The organism is Rhodococcus ruitaii (assembly GCF_055230935.1).
In genome coordinates, this window is record NZ_JBUYWC010000006.1 from 213,772 (window position 1) to 230,537 (window position 16,766).

The 16,766-nt window shown below is 65.5% G+C and carries 13 protein-coding genes and 1 pseudogene; 8 read left to right on the forward strand and 6 right to left on the reverse strand.

Features of this window, described 5'->3' with window-relative positions; all coding sequences use genetic code 11:
• Window positions 1-34 precede the first annotated feature (34 nt).
• Complete coding sequence (locus tag ACZI8W_RS09645; RefSeq protein ID WP_463368287.1) at window positions 35-2,686, reverse strand: bifunctional acetate--CoA ligase family protein/GNAT family N-acetyltransferase; 2,652 nt, start codon at window positions 2,684-2,686, stop codon at window positions 35-37.
• Between the two features lie 88 nt (window positions 2,687-2,774).
• Entirely contained in the window at window positions 2,775-4,046 is a 1,272-nt protein-coding gene (locus tag ACZI8W_RS09650) for an acetoin utilization protein AcuC (protein ID WP_463368263.1), read from the reverse strand.
• A 102-nt stretch (window positions 4,047-4,148) separates the two neighbouring features.
• Here ACZI8W_RS09650 and ACZI8W_RS09655 point away from each other — a divergent pair, with 102 nt between their 5' ends.
• Together ACZI8W_RS09655 and galE are read left to right on the forward strand one after the other, a co-directional pair.
• A complete protein-coding gene (locus tag ACZI8W_RS09655) occupies window positions 4,149-4,835 on the forward strand; it encodes an iron-dependent transcriptional repressor DtxR (protein ID WP_463368264.1) in 687 nt (228 codons plus the stop codon).
• 54 nt (window positions 4,836-4,889) lie between these two features.
• Entirely contained in the window at window positions 4,890-5,885 is a 996-nt protein-coding gene (gene galE / locus ACZI8W_RS09660) for a UDP-glucose 4-epimerase GalE (RefSeq protein WP_463368265.1), read from the forward strand.
• On the opposite strand, the gene ACZI8W_RS09665 is transcribed toward galE, so the two are convergent.
• On the reverse strand, window positions 5,886-7,016 hold the full coding sequence (locus ACZI8W_RS09665) for a DUF4192 domain-containing protein (protein WP_463368266.1): 1,131 nt from the start codon (window positions 7,014-7,016) through the stop codon (window positions 5,886-5,888).
• A 227-nt stretch (window positions 7,017-7,243) separates the two neighbouring features.
• Window positions 7,244-7,990, reverse strand: coding sequence for a DUF5642 family protein (locus ACZI8W_RS09670; RefSeq protein WP_463368267.1), 747 nt, complete (start codon window positions 7,988-7,990; stop codon window positions 7,244-7,246).
• Between the two features lie 143 nt (window positions 7,991-8,133).
• On the opposite strand from ACZI8W_RS09670, the gene ACZI8W_RS09675 reads away from it, so the two are divergent.
• The 4 genes from ACZI8W_RS09675 to ACZI8W_RS09690 all read left to right on the forward strand — a co-directional run bounded on the left by ACZI8W_RS09675 (window position 8,134) and on the right by ACZI8W_RS09690 (window position 13,695).
• A complete protein-coding gene (locus ACZI8W_RS09675) occupies window positions 8,134-9,075 on the forward strand; it encodes a proteasome assembly chaperone family protein (protein WP_463368268.1) in 942 nt (313 codons plus the stop codon).
• A gap of 241 nt (window positions 9,076-9,316) precedes the next feature.
• Complete coding sequence (locus ACZI8W_RS09680) at window positions 9,317-10,354, forward strand: alpha/beta fold hydrolase (protein WP_463368269.1); 1,038 nt, start codon at window positions 9,317-9,319, stop codon at window positions 10,352-10,354.
• A gap of 31 nt (window positions 10,355-10,385) precedes the next feature.
• Window positions 10,386-12,890 carry a DEAD/DEAH box helicase gene (locus ACZI8W_RS09685; protein ID WP_463368270.1) on the forward strand — a complete coding sequence of 835 codons (2,505 nt, stop codon included), beginning with the start codon at window positions 10,386-10,388 and terminating at the stop codon, window positions 12,888-12,890.
• Between the two features lie 31 nt (window positions 12,891-12,921).
• Window positions 12,922-13,695 carry a LysR family substrate-binding domain-containing protein gene (locus ACZI8W_RS09690; protein WP_463368271.1) on the forward strand — a complete coding sequence of 258 codons (774 nt, stop codon included), beginning with the start codon at window positions 12,922-12,924 and terminating at the stop codon, window positions 13,693-13,695.
• A 25-nt stretch (window positions 13,696-13,720) separates the two neighbouring features.
• Here ACZI8W_RS09690 and ACZI8W_RS09695 read toward each other — a convergent pair whose 3' ends face one another.
• Complete coding sequence (locus ACZI8W_RS09695; RefSeq protein ID WP_463368272.1) at window positions 13,721-14,650, reverse strand: LysR substrate-binding domain-containing protein; 930 nt, start codon at window positions 14,648-14,650, stop codon at window positions 13,721-13,723.
• Between the two features lie 176 nt (window positions 14,651-14,826).
• Here ACZI8W_RS09695 and ACZI8W_RS09700 point away from each other — a divergent pair, with 176 nt between their 5' ends.
• Together ACZI8W_RS09700 and ACZI8W_RS09705 are read left to right on the forward strand one after the other, a co-directional pair.
• The gene (locus tag ACZI8W_RS09700) at window positions 14,827-15,417 is read left to right on the forward strand and encodes a peroxiredoxin (protein WP_463368273.1); all 591 of its coding nucleotides are present in this window, start codon (window positions 14,827-14,829) and stop codon (window positions 15,415-15,417) included.
• Window positions 15,414-15,953 carry an alkylhydroperoxidase, AhpD family gene (locus tag ACZI8W_RS09705; RefSeq protein ID WP_463368274.1) on the forward strand — a complete coding sequence of 180 codons (540 nt, stop codon included), beginning with the start codon at window positions 15,414-15,416 and terminating at the stop codon, window positions 15,951-15,953. Before ACZI8W_RS09700 ends, ACZI8W_RS09705 begins: the two co-directional genes overlap by 4 nt.
• A 93-nt stretch (window positions 15,954-16,046) precedes the next feature.
• Here the strand turns inward: ACZI8W_RS09705 and ACZI8W_RS09710 are convergent.
• Window positions 16,047-16,640: pseudogene (locus ACZI8W_RS09710) on the reverse strand (hypothetical protein); the annotation flags it as partial.
• Window positions 16,641-16,766: the final 126 nt, after the last annotated feature.

The window sequence follows — 16,766 nt, forward strand, 5'->3', positions numbered from 1 at the left end:
CGGGGATCGCGCTGTTGAGGATCTTTCGCGACCGTCACCGCAACCGGCGCGGCCCCAGGTCGAGGGGGTGCTGTACTTCGGGGCCGATCCGCAGGTGCGCGTCGGTGAGCTCGGCACCGATCGGAGATGCCAGCACCGGTTCGCACACGAGTTCACGAACCTCGGGCAGGTCGTCGGCGAGCGCCGAGATGCGCTGCACGATGTCGACGAGCGCGGGGCGATTGGCCGGCGCTGCATTGCGGTAGCCGGTCAGCAGAGGCGCGGCCTTGGGCGCGTCGACCAGTTCGACAGCCTCGTCCTCGGTCAGCGGTAGCACCTGGTAGGCGCGGTCACCCAGCAGGTCGGAGATCACACCCGCGACGCCGAACGAGATCAGCGACCCGAACGAGGGATCGTCCTGCACCCGAATCGCACATCCGATTCCTTTGGTCGCCATCTTCTGCACGTGCAACAGCGGCTCCCCCGACACCGTGGCAAGATCACGATAGGCAATGCGGACCGAATCGTCGTCGACCAAGTCGAGCCGGACACCGGTCAGATCCGGCCGGTGACGCCACTGCGCCCCGGTCGCCTTGACCGCCACGGGGAAGCCGATCTCGTGAGCTGCGGCGATCGCTTCGTCCTCGGTGGTCACCGACCGGAAGGTCGCGATGTGCACGCCGTAGCACGAGAGCAGCAATGCAGCCTCCGTGTCCGAAAGGTAGCGGCCGTTGGGGGTTGTGTCGAGCCAGCCGTCGACCAGAGCACGGGCGCGCTCCGGATCGATACCCGCCGGACGGACGACCTGCGACGGCGGTCGAGCCCGCCACTTGGCATACCGCCACGCGCGCGCGAGTGCGGTCGCGGCTCTTTCCGGCCCGGGATACGAGGGCACCGAACCTCTGACCGGGTTGCCCTCCTCATCTCTGACCGCGAGGACGTCAGGGATGCCCTCGGTCGCGAGGAACGTGGTAACGACCGGCTTGTCCGCCTCTGCCACCGCGTCGCGCAGTGCTTGCGCGTAGGGTTCCACCGTCACCGCAACCGGAGGAACGAACACCGCGATGACCGCATCGATCTCGGGTGCGGCGAGCGCCTGGGCGACGGCGGCGGCGAACTCTTCCGGGGTGGCCTGCGCCCCGAGATCCACTGCGTCGGCGGGCTTGAGGCCCTGCCCCCTTGCCGCATCCACGGCGAGCACCCCGAGTGCCGTGGAGTTGCCCACCACCGCGACCCGCGGGCCCACCGGCAGCGGCTGGTAGCTGAACAGCAACGCCGAATCGAACAGTTGTGCAATGGATTCCACTTGAACGACGCCAGCCTGCTCGAACAGATGACGCACGATCGCGTCGTCCATCTCACCTGTGCGGGCCTCGAGCACCGGGGGCACCGCGTGCCGGCCGGACTTGACCGCCACGATCGGCTTGCTCCGTGCGACACGGCGTGCGATGCGCGAGAACTTGCGTGGATTGCCGAAACTCTCGAGGTAGAGGAGAACCACCTCGGTCGCGGGGTCGGTGTCCCAGTACTGCAACAGGTCGTTGCCCGACAGATCGGCGCGGTTACCCGCCGACACGAACGAAGACAGGCCCACCCCCGTCTTGGCAGCTTCGTCGAGGATCGCGATGCCCAACGCACCCGACTGGCAGAAGAACCCGACGTTGCCCGACGCAGGCAGGATCGGGGCAAGCGTCGCGTTGAGCCTGAACGCCGGATCGTTGTTGGCAACTCCGAGGGCGTTCGGTCCGATCAGCCGCATCCCGTGGGCACGCGCAGCGTGCGCCAGTCGCCGTTCCGCGTCGCGCCCCTCGGGCCCGGTCTCGCCGAAGCCGGACGACACGACGAGAAGCGCTTTGACCCCCTTCGCGAGGCAGTCGTCGAGGACCGCGTCGATCGAGTCGGCCGGAACCGCGGCGATCGCGAGGTCGATCTCGTCGGGGATGTCGCGCACCGTCGGGTAGGCACGCACCCCCCGCACCGACCGGTGTTCGGCGTTGACCGGATAGACCGGTCCGGTGAATCCGCTGCGCAGCATGTTCACCAAGACAGCGTTGCCGACCTTCCTGCTGTCGGTGGATGCACCGATCACTGCGACACTTTCCGGACTCAGGATGTTGCGGACGCTGCGGGCTTCCGCGGCGCGCTCACGTGCGTTGCGCACCGAAACGAGCGCTTCGGTGGGATCGATCGCGAACTCCAGCCGCACCACACCGCCCTCGAAACTGCGGCTGACCTGGTATCCGGCCTCACGGAACACCGAGATCATATGACGATTCTCTGCGAGGACCTCGGCAACGAAGCGACGGAGTCCGTTCTCCGCGGCCGCGCCGGCGAGATGCTCGAGCAGAATGGGCCCCAGCCCACGTCCCTGATGTGAGTCCGACACGGTGAATGCGACTTCGGCGGACAGACCATCGCCCTCCGATGACAATCCCTCGTACCGTCCCACCGCGATGATCTCGTCGCCGAGCAACGCCACGAACGCCACCCTCGTGCGGTGATCGACGACGGTGAAATTGAACAGGTCCCGCTTCGAGATGGTCGGATAGGGCCCGAAGTAGCGGAGATACCGCGTTCGTTCGGACAACTTGCCGTGGAATTCGACGATCTTGTCGGCATCTTCCGGAACGATCGGCCGCAGATGGACGACACCACCGTCGGAGGCAAGCACATCGGCAACCCAGTGCCGGGGATAGTCACGCGCGATCGCGAGTGCCCGCTCACGAGCCGGGTCGACACCCGCATCAGATGTGCGAGTCGTCTCGCCCCCCACACGTGCCGGCGTGCTTTCCGAGTCAGTCACGAGGATCCTCCGGGTCCAGTCCGAGAAGCGGGAAGCATGCGCGGCGCGTAGCGATGATCGCGGAATCGATTCGGGTCAGCGCGCGATCGAGGGACGCAACACCGGTTTCCGGTGTGCCGCCGGGACCGTCCCACGGCAGGTACGACAAGTCGGCTCCTTCACCCATTTCAGCGGGCAGGTCGATTCCCGGCGCCAGGGTTTTCACACGCTCGCGCCAGTCGTCGGGAACCGTTGCAGTGAGGTCGATCTCACGGTCGAGCGCTGCGGCGATCAGGTGTGTCCAGGAGCGCGGCACAACCCGAACCAGGCCGTACCCTCCCCCTCCCACCGCAAGCCAGCGCCCCTCGCAGTACCGATCGGCGAGATCGCGCATCATGAGGTACGACGCCCGCTGACCGTCGACAGTGAGTGACAGGTCGGCCAACGGATCTTCGCGGTGACTGTCGGCGCCGCACTGACTGATGAGAATCTGCGGACGAAACGCGGCGATCGCGCCCGGCACGACGGCCTGGAACGCCCGCAGCCACAACGAATCGACCGTGCCGGGAAGTACGGGAAGATTGATGGCGGTACCTTCGGCTGCGCCCGCACCCACCTCACTCGACCAGCCCGTGTTCGGCCACAGAGTCGCCGGGTGTTGATGAATCGAGACCGTCAACACTCTCGGGTCGTCCAGGAACGCGTGCTGGACCCCGTCTCCGTGATGGGCGTCGACGTCCACGTAGGCGATGCGATCGTAGCCGTGGTCGAGCAACCACGAGATCGCGATCGCCGCGTCGTTGTAGACACAGAACCCGGCAGCCCAGTCGGCCATCGCGTGGTGCATGCCCCCACCGATGCTCACGGCCCGGCGGGTTCGGCCGGACGCGATCTCGCGGACGGCAGCCAACGTGCCACCCGCCAGTGTCGCGCTCGCTTCGTGCATCTTCGGGAAGATCGGGTTGTCTTCGGTACCCAGACCGTGCGGTGTATCGGCCGCGGGCTCCGACCCGGCCGGCGCCGAGCCGGCCTTCTTGACGGCGTCGATGTACCCGGAGGTGTGGATGCGGAGAAGATCCACATCGGCGGCGGGATCCGGACGTACCGTCTCGACCCCCTCGAGCAGCCCGATGCTGCGCGACAGGGCCATCGTCAGGTCGAGCCGGGTGGGGTTCATCGGATGGCTCGGACCCCACCGATAGTCGAGGTAGTCGGGGCTCCAGACCACCACACGGTCGCCGCCCAGATGTGTCGAACCGCCTGCTGCGGTGGAGCTCGTGGTCATGAACACAGACGCTACTTGCCCGCCTCGGGTCGCGCGAGCATCGGACCTCACCCACCACCCGAACACCACGGTTAGAATCGGCGCAGACGAAGGGGTGTGAGAGTGAAGGACCTGGTCGATACAACGGAGATGTATCTCCGGACGATCTACGACTTGGAGGAGGAAGGTGTGGTGCCCTTGCGGGCACGCATTGCCGAACGCCTCGAACAGAGCGGTCCGACGGTCAGCCAGACCGTCGCCCGCATGGAACGCGACGGATTGTTGCGCGTCGCAGGTGACCGCCACCTGCAGCTGACGGAAAAGGGGCGCGATCTCGCCGTCTCCGTCATGCGCAAGCACCGTCTCGCCGAGCGGTTGCTCGTCGATGTGATTGGGCTCGACTGGGAGAACGTGCACGCCGAGGCGTGCCGCTGGGAACACGTCATGAGCGAGGAGGTGGAGCGGCGCCTCGTCGAAGTACTCAACAATCCGACCACCTCGCCGTACGGCAACCCCATCCCCGGACTCACCGAACTGGGTCTCGACAATGCCGCGGTCTCGGACGAGAAGCTGGTCCGGTTGACCGAAATCCCGAGCGGGCAGCCGACTGCCGTCGTGGTGCGCAGGCTCGCCGAGTACGTCCAGTCGGATCCCGACGTGATTGCTCGGCTGCGTGAGGCGGGCGTTGTTCCGGACGCACGCGTTACAGTCGAGACGCGTCCGGGCTCGGTGATGATCACCGTGTCCGGTCACAGCACATTCGAGCTTTCCGACGAGATGGCCCATGCCGTGCAGGTGAAGCAGGTCTGATACCGCGCCTCTTCCACCGGCCCCCGGATGGACCGGTGGAAGAGGAGACCCAGCGTGAAACTTCTGGTGACCGGCGGCGCCGGCTACGTGGGCAGCGCATGCAGCACGGTATTGCTCGAGCACGGCCACGACGTGGTGGTCGTCGACGACCTGTCCACCGGTAACGCCGATGCCGTCCCGTCCGGCGCCGAGTTCATCCGCGGCGACATCGCCGATGTCGCCGCGAATGTCCTCGGAGCCGGAGGTACATCACCCCGGTTCGACGGTGTTCTCCACTTCGGTGCGCAATCACTCGTCGGCGAATCGGTCGAGTTTCCCGAAAAGTACTGGCACGGAAACGTCGTCACCACCCTCGCACTGCTCGACGCGATGCGGTTGTCGGGCACGCCACGGCTCGTCTTCTCATCCACCGCCGCGACCTACGGTGAACCCGAGCAGGTGCCGATCGCCGAGGATGCACCCACCCGGCCGACCAACCCGTACGGGGCGTCCAAACTTGCGATCGATCATGCGATCTCCTCCTACGCCCACGCCCACGGACTCGCGGCGACGAGTCTGCGCTACTTCAACGTGGCCGGTGCGTACAAGGGCGCCGGCGAGAACCGTGTCGTCGAGACACATCTGATCCCACTCGTCCTGCAGGTCGCGCTGGGGCAACGCGCGCAGATTTCGGTGTTCGGCACGGATTGGCCGACCAAGGACGGCACCGCGATCCGCGACTACATCCATGTCAAGGACCTCGCCGACGCGCACTTGCTGGCTCTGTCGAAGGCGGTGGCGGGATCGCATCGCATCTACAATCTCGGCAGCGGAGAGGGCTTCACCGTTCGCGAAGTCATCTCGTCGTGCGAACGAATCACCGGACTCCCCATTTCCGCGGTCGACGCACCTCGACGTGCAGGTGATCCAGCCGTACTGATTGCGTCGAGCGCACGCGCCATCGACGAACTCGGCTGGAAGCCCGCGCACACAGACCTCGACGACATCGTTGCGGACGCCTGGGAATTCATGCGGAATCTCGGTGACCGCGCGCACGCCGGCCGACGCTGATCAGTCCGCCGGCCCCGGTGGGGGCAGCACCACACCGATCCGGGCAGCGATCTCGTAGCCTGTGTCAGCGAGCCCTCGAACGGCTTCGGGACGAAGCCCGGCCTGCAGCGCTTGGTCGAGCAGATCCGAGAGGCGATGGCGCGGGTTCGATTCCAGCGCCACTCCGAGCGCAACGCCCGCGAACGGGCCGTCGCCTCGCACATAGGCACTGAAGGCGACGAGCGCGGCCGCGTCGGCTCGTTCCGGGTCGGGCAACGCACGGGCAAGCTCGACCCACATGCGTTCGGCAGTGCGTGCTTGCGCTCCTGCCGCCAAAGCGAGTACCGAGTCGCGGACCGTCGGATTTGCCAGGAGCACAGCTACTTCAGCGCATTCCTCGGCCCGGAGTTCGGTTCCGTCCTCGAATGCCGAGAGACGTTCGAGCAGGAATTCGAGTTCCATCCGGTCTGCACGGTCGGACCCGCCGGCCCGTGCCGCATGCTCGTACGCCAGGTCGCGGGCATCGATCACATCGTCGATGCACTGCCCCACCCGTCGACGGTGTTCCGGCAACGAGGGGGCGAGGAGTGCCTCGAGTTCGTCCCGCGACCGCCGGATCGGACTACCGCCGAACACTCGTGTGGCGGCAACGACCGAACTCTCCGGATCGGGAATCGTCCCCTTCACTTCCCCCTCAGGGGTGAACCACACCCGTCCACGCGCAATTTCGGGGGTGGCGTGGACACCGGCCACCTCGATGCCGGACAGCGCGAGTTCGTCGGCGAACTCGGCGAGCAGACGCACAGCGGCACCGGAGGCCGGGCAACGTGGGTGGTCGAGTCTGTCGTCGACGAGCACTACCAGAACAGCACCCGCTCCCTCACGTACGCAGACCGTGCGGAACCGCTCGAACGCGGCGCTCATCTGCGCTGAAATCGGTTCATCGTCGTGGGGCAACAGAAGGTCGTGCCGCATGACGGCACCGATCGCGTCGCCTCGCCCGCCCTCGTTCGGTGAACGCTGCGCGGGAGAGAGACTCAGCACGAGGAACGAGCGTGTCGGGTGGAAGCCGAGCATGGCGGGAACTGCCGCGAGGAGTTCGCCGATGTCCGTCAGGTGCAGTGGCTGGGAGGATGATGTCGATGCGGTCATGCCCAGCACAATCCATGGTCGCGACCATCGAAATCCGGCCTCGGCCGCGAAAACCGCAAATCTGTGGATGGATGAGGCGACTGTGGACAACCACGCAGCCGAAGTCGAGCACGGCGACCGGGAACGGCGCCGGGTGTCGGCGCAGACTGTTAGCGTGGCCCGAGGCCGCGGGTGCGTTCGCTGAAGCGTTGCGGAAAGGGTCAGCCCTGGTTCTCGAAGTATTCCGATCAGCCATCGAACGCATACGCCACGGCATTGCGGAAAGCGATGTCGAGGGCGTCGCGGTCGACATCGTGGTCGTCGAAGGTCATATAGGTCACCAGTATCCTGGCGTCTCCGAGTTGAGCACCACGTGTCTCCATGAACTGAATCAGCTCGTGGCCCGGCTGTCCGGAGGCCACCGTGCGGGTGTACGCCAGGGTCGGTAGGCCCCCGATCGGTGGAAGCGGCGTCGGTGCCGCGACGGTCGTGACGGTGGAGGTCACACCCCGGTGCGTGGCTTCGACCTCACCGCACTCACCGAGGTGAATCCGCAGTTCGGGAAGTTCCGGCGCCGGGGCCACCACTTCGACACTGATGGTGGCTCTACCGTCATCGGAGGTGCCGACCGCCATCGCCGTCCCCTCGGGGCCGTAGTTCTGCGGTAGCGGAAGGCATCCGGGCGGTTCGACCTTCGCCCCGACCGGAATCCCGGCCAGGTCGGGAGCGGCCTGCGCCACCGCCGAGGGCGGGAGCGTCACGGCCGGGTACGAGGCGGGGAACTGCTCAGGAGGCAGTAGGAGCACCGCGGGCAACGGCCGGTCCAGGGTGGGATCGGACATCCCGGTCACAGACGTGGTGCTCGATGCCGATTCGGGCAGTGCGGTACCGGCCACCGTGGTCGCGCACCCCGATGCAGAGACGATCAGCGCCGCGCACATGACCACACGACCTGCGCGCCGATCGTTCTGCCGACACATTGCGTTCACGGCCACCCGAACCTCCGCTGTTCTCGTTCACCGGAGCAGAACACCCCGTCGAGCGCTGTTTTCGGTTCAATTAGACTTGAACACCACCATGCCACGCCGGTGCACCACCGAGCGGAAGGCTACGAGGACGTGATCGGAGTGGTTCGGATATGGACGAGCAGTCCCGGATGTACGAGCTGGAGTTTCCCGCTCCTCGACTGACATCGACCGACGGCCGGGGCCCTGTGCTGGTGCATGGGCTGGAAGGTTTCTCCGATGCCGGGCACGCCGTGCATCTGGCCACTACTCATCTGCGCGAACAACTCGAAACGGAGGTCGTGGCGTCCTTCGCGGTCGATGAACTGGTCGACTACCGCTCGCGTCGGCCGATGATGACGTTCGAATCGGATCACTACTCCGAGTATGCCGCGCCCGAGCTCAATCTGTACGCGCTCGTCGACACCACGGGCACCCCGTTCCTGCTGCTCGCCGGCACCGAGCCGGACCTGAAATGGGAGCGCTTCATCACGGCGGTCCGACTGCTGGCAGAACAGTTCGGGGTCCGGCGCACGATCGGCCTGAACTCGATCCCGATGGCGATTCCGCACACCCGGCCACTGGGCGTGACCGCCCACTCGACGAACAAAGACCTGATCGCCGATCATCACCGCTGGTCCGGTCAGCTACAGGTTCCGGCGGGGGCGTCGTCGTTGCTCGAGTTCCGGATGGCGCAGCACGGGCACGAAGCCGTCGGGTTCTCGGTGCACGTACCGCACTACCTGGCACAAACCGACTACCCGGCCGCGGCCGAATCGCTGCTGACCAATGTCGCCGAGGTCGGGAATCTCGATCTTCCGGTCGGCGGCTTGGGTGAGGCCGCTGCCCGTGTCCGCGAGCAGGTCGACGAGCACATCGAGGGCAACGAGGAGGTGCTGTCGGTCGTGCAGGCGCTCGAACGGCAGTACGACAGCTACGTGGCGGCGCAAGAGCAGCAGTCCACTCCCCTACCGACCGACGAAACCCTGCCCAGCGGGGACGAGCTCGGAGCCGAATTCGAGCGATTCCTCGCAGAGTACGAACGTGGGAACGGCGACCCGGACTCCGAATCGTGACACCGTCCCCGGAGCCGGGCAGCCCCGCCTGAGAATCACGAGTGTTCCGGAGCAGTTGATTCAGCAGCGACGGCTCGGTATCACTGCTGCGGCATCACATACCGGTCACAATCGTTATTGCCGACGTCACATACAGGCAGTATGCTCGCCCGGCATGCCAAGGTGAGCACACAACGATCACCTCCCGAGTCGGATCGGAGACCGGCCAGGCTGCAGCCCGTGGATACGGCAGGAGAGATTGATGGCTACATCGCGAGCACGCACATTGCGTCCAGTTCCCGATACGGAACCACGGATGGTCTTCCGAACCATTCACGGATACCGGCGCGCTTTCCGTCTCGCAGGCAGTGGTCCGGTGCTGGTGTTGGTTCACGGGATAGGCGACAATTCGTCCACCTGGCTCGACATCATTCCGCATCTGGCGAAGAAGTACACCGTCATCGCCCCCGATCTACTCGGTCACGGCCGGTCGGACAAGCCGCGCGCCGACTACTCCGTCGCTGCATACGCGAACGGCATTCGCGATCTGCTGTCGGTCCTCGGTGTCGAGCGGGCCACGATCATCGGTCACTCCCTCGGTGGTGGGGTTGCGATGCAGTTCGGCTACCAATTCCCCGAGATGGTCGAGCGGCTCGTGCTCGTGTCCTCCGGCGGTGTCACCAAGGGTGTTCATCCCGCACTGCGGCTGGTGTCTCTGCCCGGGGTGAGCGATCTGCTCAAGCTGCTCAGGATTCCCGGAGCGGTGCCCGCGGTGAAGCTCGCGGGCACCGTCCTCGGGCACCTCCACGGTTCGCCGCTTCGACCCGGGACGCTGCTCCACGATACGAGCGACCTCGTCCGGATCCTGTCCGGTCTGCCCGATCCGACCGCATACGAGGCATATCTGCGCACCTTGCGAGCGGTCGTCGACTGGCGCGGTCAGGTGGTCACGATGCTCGATCGTTGCTATCTCACCGAGGACGTCCCCGTGCAGTTGATCTGGGGTGATCAGGACGGTGTGATCCCCGTCGGGCACGCATACCTCGCGCATTCGGCCATGCCGGGCTCTCGACTCGAGGTGTTCCACGGTTCGGGTCACTTCCCGTTTCGGGACGACCCGATCCGATTCCTGCGGGTGATCGAGGACTTCCTCGACTCCACTACTCCGCTGAAATTCGACGAGGAGCAGTGGCGCGAGCTGCTGCTCACCGGTGTGCGCGAATCCCGGATCACCGGTGGCCCGGCCACGCGCACGGCCGTCCTCGGCGCAATGGGATCGGACGAACGCAGCGCGACGTAAGGCCGGTGGGCGTTCCGACTAGCCTGGAGCGGTGCTGCTTCCGGATCTGATACCCGATACTGTCGACGACGACTCTCTGTTCGACGCGTTCACCTCTTGGACGATGGACCGGGGCATCACGCTCTATCCGGCGCAGGAGGAGGCGTTGATGGAGCTCGTCTCCGGCTCCAACGTGATCCTCGCCACGCCCACCGGTTCGGGGAAGTCAATGGTCGCGCTCGGTGCTCATTTCCATGCGCTGGCCACGGGGAGACGCACGTTCTACACCGCACCGATCAAGGCACTCGTGAGCGAGAAGTTCTTCGCGCTGTGCGATGTGTTCGGTGCCGATCTGGTCGGAATGATGACCGGCGACGCCGCTGTCAACCCGGGAGCCCCTATCATCTGCGCAACCGCCGAGATCGTCGCGAACCTCGCGTTGCGCGAGGGCGCGGAGTCCGACATCGGCCAGGTCGTGATGGACGAGTTCCATTTCTATTCGGAACCCGAACGCGGCTGGGCGTGGCAAGTACCGATCGTCGAACTACCGAACGCGCAATTCCTGCTCATGTCCGCCACACTCGGCGACGTCACGTTTCTGAAGAACGATCTCACCCGACGAACCGGGCTGCCCACGGTCGAGGTCTCCGGCTCCGAACGCCCTGTTCCGCTGACCTTCTCCTACTCTCAGGTTCCCATCGGCGAGGCAATCGAAGAACTCGTCACCACCCATCAGGCCCCGGTGTACGTCGTGCACTTCACGCAGGCCGCCGCGCTCGAGCGGGCACAGGCTCTCACCAGTGTCAACATGTGTTCCAAAGACGAGAAGGCAGCCATCGCGGAGGCCTTGGGCGGGTTCCGGTTCACCACCGGATTCGGCAAGACACTCTCACGGTTGGTCCGCCACGGAATCGGCGTCCACCACGCCGGCATGCTGCCCAAGTATCGGCGCCTGATCGAGAAACTCGCGCAGGACGGCCTCCTCAAGGTCATCTGCGGTACCGACACACTCGGAGTCGGCATCAACGTGCCGATCCGCACGGTACTGCTCACCGGACTGACCAAGTACGACGGCACCCGCACGCGGCAGCTCAAGGCGCGGGAGTTCCACCAGATCGCCGGCCGGGCCGGGCGCGCCGGCTACGACACGATGGGAAGCGTCGTCGTGCAGGCACCCGAGCACGAGATCGAGAACATCCGCGCACTCGCCAAGGCCGGTGATGATCCCAAGAAGCGACGCAAGGTCCAACGGAAGAAGGCGCCGGAGGGATTCGTCTCCTGGGGGCAGGCCACCTTCGACAAGCTCATCGCCGCGGCCCCGGAACCACTGCAGTCCCGGTTCGCGGTGAGCAACTCGATGCTACTCAACGTCATCGCCCGACCCGGTAACTGCTTCGACGCGATGCGTCACCTGCTCGAGGACAACCACGAACAGCGACCGGCGCAGCGCAAGCACATTCTCAAAGCGATCTCGTTGTACCGCGGCCTGGTGCAGGCGGGGGTCGTGCAGCAACTCGACGAACCCGACGAGGACGGCCGGATGGCGCGCCTGACCGTCGATCTGCAGCGCGACTTCGCGTTGAACCAGCCGCTGTCGCCGTTCGCGCTGGCCGCGATCGAACTCCTCGACGTGGAGTCGACCTCGTACGCGCTCGAGGTGGTGTCGGTGATCGAGTCGACCCTCGACAATCCTCGTCAGATCCTGATGGCGCAGCAGCATGCGGCGCGTGGCGAAGCTGTCGCCGAGATGAAGGCAGACGGCATCGAGTACGAGGAGCGGATGGAACTTCTCGATGAGATCACCTGGCCCAAACCACTCGTCGAGCTCCTCGAGCCCGCATTCGAGACCTACCGCGGCGGGCACCCGTGGGTCTCCGAGTTCCCGCTGTCACCGAAGTCCGTCGTACGCGACATGATCGAGCGCGCGATGACGTTCGCGGAGTTGGTGAGCCACTACGGACTGGCGCGATCGGAGGGGCTGGTACTTCGGTATCTCGCGGATGCGTACCGGGCGCTGCGTCAAACGGTTCCCGACACCGCGCGCACCGAGGAACTCGAAGACATCACGGAGTGGCTCGGCGAGCTGATCCGGCAAGTCGATTCGTCGCTCCTCGACGAATGGGAGTCGCTCACCAATCCGGGCGCCAAATCAGACGATCAGCAGATCGCATTCGGGGCCGACACACCGAGACCGCTCTCGGCGAACACCCGTGCGTTCCGGGTGATGGTGCGCAACGCGATGTTCAAGCGTGTCGAACTCGCGGCGCGGCGACGCTGGATCGATCTCGCCGAGCTCGGTGATGGGCTCGAGGCCGTGGACTGGTCGGATCTGCTCGAACTCTACTTCGACGAGTACGACGAGATCGGCACCGGGCCCGATGCGCGCGGACCGGCATTGTTCTCGGCCGAGATGACCTCGGAGGTGTGGCGGGTGCGTCAGACCCTGGCCGATCCGGAAGGCGATCACGGCTGGGCGTTGATCGGGGAAGTCAACCTCGCCGAATCGGATGCGGCCGGCGAGGTCGTCTTCGACGAGTTCGAGATCGTCGAGGGGTGAGCACCAGGTCGGTAACGGTAACCTCATTCCGGTGAACGATGAGTCCGCTGCGGTGTTTCGCCTCTCCTATGTCCCCGGCGTGACCCCCGCCAAGTGGGTTCGCGTGTGGAAGGAACGGATTCCGGATGTCCCGATCGAGCTGGTTCCGATCGACTCGACATCGGGAGCGGAGTGCCTACGGGACGGCACGGCGGACATCGCGCTACTGAGGCTGCCACTCGAGCGTGCCGAACTGTCGGTCATCGCCCTCTACACCGAGGCCTCCGTCGTGGTGGTGCCGAAGGAGCACGCGATCGCCGCCGTAGATGAAGTGTCGGTGGCAGACCTTGCGGACGAAACCGTGTTGCATCCCCTCGACGATGTGCTCGATTGGGTGAGCCTGCCCGGCGAGGAGGCGTTCGAGCGACCGGCAACCACGGCGGACGCGGTCTCGTATGTCGCGTCGGAGGTGGGGGTGCTCGTTACTCCGCAATCGCTCGCTCGTCTGCACCACCGTAAGGATCTGACTTATCGGCCGGTCGTGGACGCTCCTCAATCGCAAGTGGGTCTCGTGTGGGTCACCGACCGCACTACCGATCGCGTGGACGAATTCGTCGGCATCGTCCGGGGCCGGACGGCGAACAGTTCGCGTGGTCGGCAAGATCTCTCCGGAGCCGAGGCAGCGCCGAAGAGCCTGGGCAAACGTCGGGGCGAACGTCAGGGTTCGCAACCGAGAAAAGTGGTCGGTGACAAGAAACCGAAGTCTCGGCGGGGCACCGCTGGTCGCGGCAAGCACACCGGTCGCTCCCGCCGTGGACGTGGCTGATCGGCCTCCTCCGCGACACAGCTGATCAACCGGTCACCCGCGCCTGCCGTGGGGCTTGCGACCGCAACACGTCCGCCAACGCTCGGTAGTCGTCCGCCCGCGCGCTCGACGCCCGGAACACGAGTCCGATGGTGCGTCCCGGCTCGGGCGCAGCGAAGTGCGCCATCGCCAGGTCGCCGCCCGCCGTTTCCACTGGCACCGCCGATGCGGGTACGAGAGTGACGCCGAGACCTCCTGCCACGCACCGCACAACGGTGGCCAGCGAGGTCGCGCGGGTGTCCCCCGCCTCGGGCCGGGCGTCGACGGATCGGCACAGATCGAGCGTCTGGTCGCGGAGACAGTGACCTTCGTCGAGAAGCAGTAGTGGGAGTTCGTCGAGGATCGACAGCGGGAGATCGATCCGGTCGGCGAGGGGGTGGCCTGCGGGCACGACGAGGATGAACTCCTCCGTGTACAACGGGATCTCCACGACACCGGCGACGTCGGACGGCAGGGCGAGTACGGCGACGTCCAGGTTTCCCGAGCGGAGCGACCCGAGGAGCCGGGACGTCTGGTCCTCGATCACGTGCACGGCGAGATTGGGCATACGCGTGCGAAGCTCGGCGAGCAATCCGGGAAGGAAGTAGGGCGCGACCGTGGGAATCAACCCGATCCTCAGCGGGCCCGAGAATCCGCCGGAGACCCCCGCTGCCGCGGCGACGAACCCGTCGGCGGCGTCGAGGATCGCCTTGGCCTGGGGGAGAAGTCGTGCGCCGGCGGGAGTGACGAGCACTCGACGGGTACTTCGCTCGATCAGCTGCACCCCGAGCCCGTTCTCGAGCGACGCGAGCCCCTGCGACAGTGTGGGCTGGCTCACACTCAAACGCGCTGCGGCCGTTCCGAAATGCTTATACGTGGCGACGGCCACGAACGCACGCAGCTGTGACAGGGTCGGGTGATAAGTCTGATCGGACACGCCTATCAGTATAGTGCGAGCAATCACCTTTACCTTTTGAAAATTTTCCTGCAAGATGAATTTCATGCCGGAGAACGAACCGCAAGGCTCGGCCGGTATGCACAATTCCCACGTCCGAGGGCGTGGCGTGCGCGATCGACTCGCTTGTTCACAAGACACCCACGAGAGGACCGAAAATGGCATTGCTGACCATCGGCGATCAGTTCCCCGCTTTCAACCTGAAGGCCCTCATCGGCGGCGACCTGTCGCAGGTCGACGCCGCACAGCCCGACGACTACTTCACCACCATCACCAGCGATGACTACGCCGGCAAGTGGAAGATCGTCTTCTTCTGGCCGAAGGACTTCACCTTCATCTGCCCGACCGAGATCGCCGCATTCGGCAAGCTGAACGAGGAGTTCGCAGACCGCGACACGCAGGTCCTGGGTGCGTCCGTCGACAACGAATTCGTGCACTTCCAGTGGCGTGCACAGCACGAGGATCTCAAGACCCTCCCCTTCCCGATGCTGTCGGACCTCAACCGTGAGCTCGTCTCGGCCACCGGCGTCCTGAACGCCGACGGTGTTGCCGATCGCGCCACCTTCATCATCGACCCGAACAACGAGATCCAGTTCGTGTCCGTCACCGCCGGCTCGGTCGGCCGCAACGTCGACGAGGTCCTCCGTGTCCTCGACGCCCTGCAGTCCGACGAGCTGTGCGCATGCAACTGGAAGAAGAACGACCCGACCCTCAACGCGGGTGAGCTCGTCAAGGCGGCGCTGAAGTGAGTGTCGACAACCTGAAGAACGCTCTTCCCGAATACGCGAAGGATCTCAAGCTCAACCTGAGTTCGCTCGCTCGCTCGACCGAGCTCAACGAGCAGCAGCTGTGGGGCACCTTCCTCGCGGCCGCGGCCGCCACCAAGTCGGCGACCGTACTGAAGGAGATCTCGGAAGAGGCCGCTGACGTGCTGTCCGCGGAGGCCTACAACGCCGCGCTCGGCGCAGCGTCGATCATGGGCATGAACAACGTCGCCTACCGCGCCAAGAGCTTCCTCGGCGACGAATACACCCAGGTGCGCATGGGCCTGCGGATGAACATCATCGGCAGCCCGGGCGTCGAGAAGTCCGACTTCGAGCTGTGGTCGCTGGCCGTCTCCACGATCAACGGATGCCACGACTGCACCGCGGCCCACGACAACGTCGTGCGCAAGGAGGGCCTCACCAAGGAGCAGGTCTGGGAGGCTGTCAAGGTCGCCGCGACCCTCCAGGGCGTGGCCCAGGCGATCACCGCAAGCGAGATCCTCGCCGGCGCCAACGCCTGATCGATCGCAGCATCTCAACCACAGCACCGGGCAAGGGACCCCTCTTCGGAGGGGTCCCTTTCTTCGTTCTCCGGCCTGCCTGATGATGGACGGCTATGGGGTGCGGTGCGGCACATGTCCACCGAGCGCCTCACCTGCCGCGATATCGCTCGCCGCGAGTGCGACTTCGATCTCACCGCCGAACTCGACACCGGGCGCCAGCGGCAATCTGTCACCGCTCCAGAACCTTCCCGGGTCGTACCAGCTGCTCCCGCGACGTCGCTGTTCGAGCAGTCCCATCGCTTCCATCGTCACTGCGACGACCTCGGCGCAGTACGCACTTTCGAGACCGGACTCGCGTCGCTTCAGGCGAGGCACGCGACCCGCGAACCATCGCCCGGCGAGTTTCGCTGTGGAGGGGAAGGGTGTTCCGTCCAGGCGAGCGATGGTACGCAGCAACTGATCCTCTTGTTCCCCGGTGACGGGATCCGCGAGTTGACGAAGCCAACCGCGCTGTCCGTAGCGCGCTCCCCACACCTGGACCGCGCTGCGCAGATCGTGAAGTTGGACGCCGCGTTGATGCCGACCTGTCCACATGTCGGGCAGGCTCCGCCCCAGTTCGGCATGCCACATCAGCGGCGGCAGGTCCGCGAACGCCACCGTCATGCCGACGTGGTTGACCGGGGCATTGGTGAGGGTCTGGATAGCCGTTCACTGAGTTTCAAGTTCTCTCAGTGATCCGGGAATTACTTCCCGGAAGTCCCGGTGCCGCACATTCGACCCGTGGGTAGACGATTCGTTGGGGACTGCTTGCTGGGCAAGTCTGACATCTCC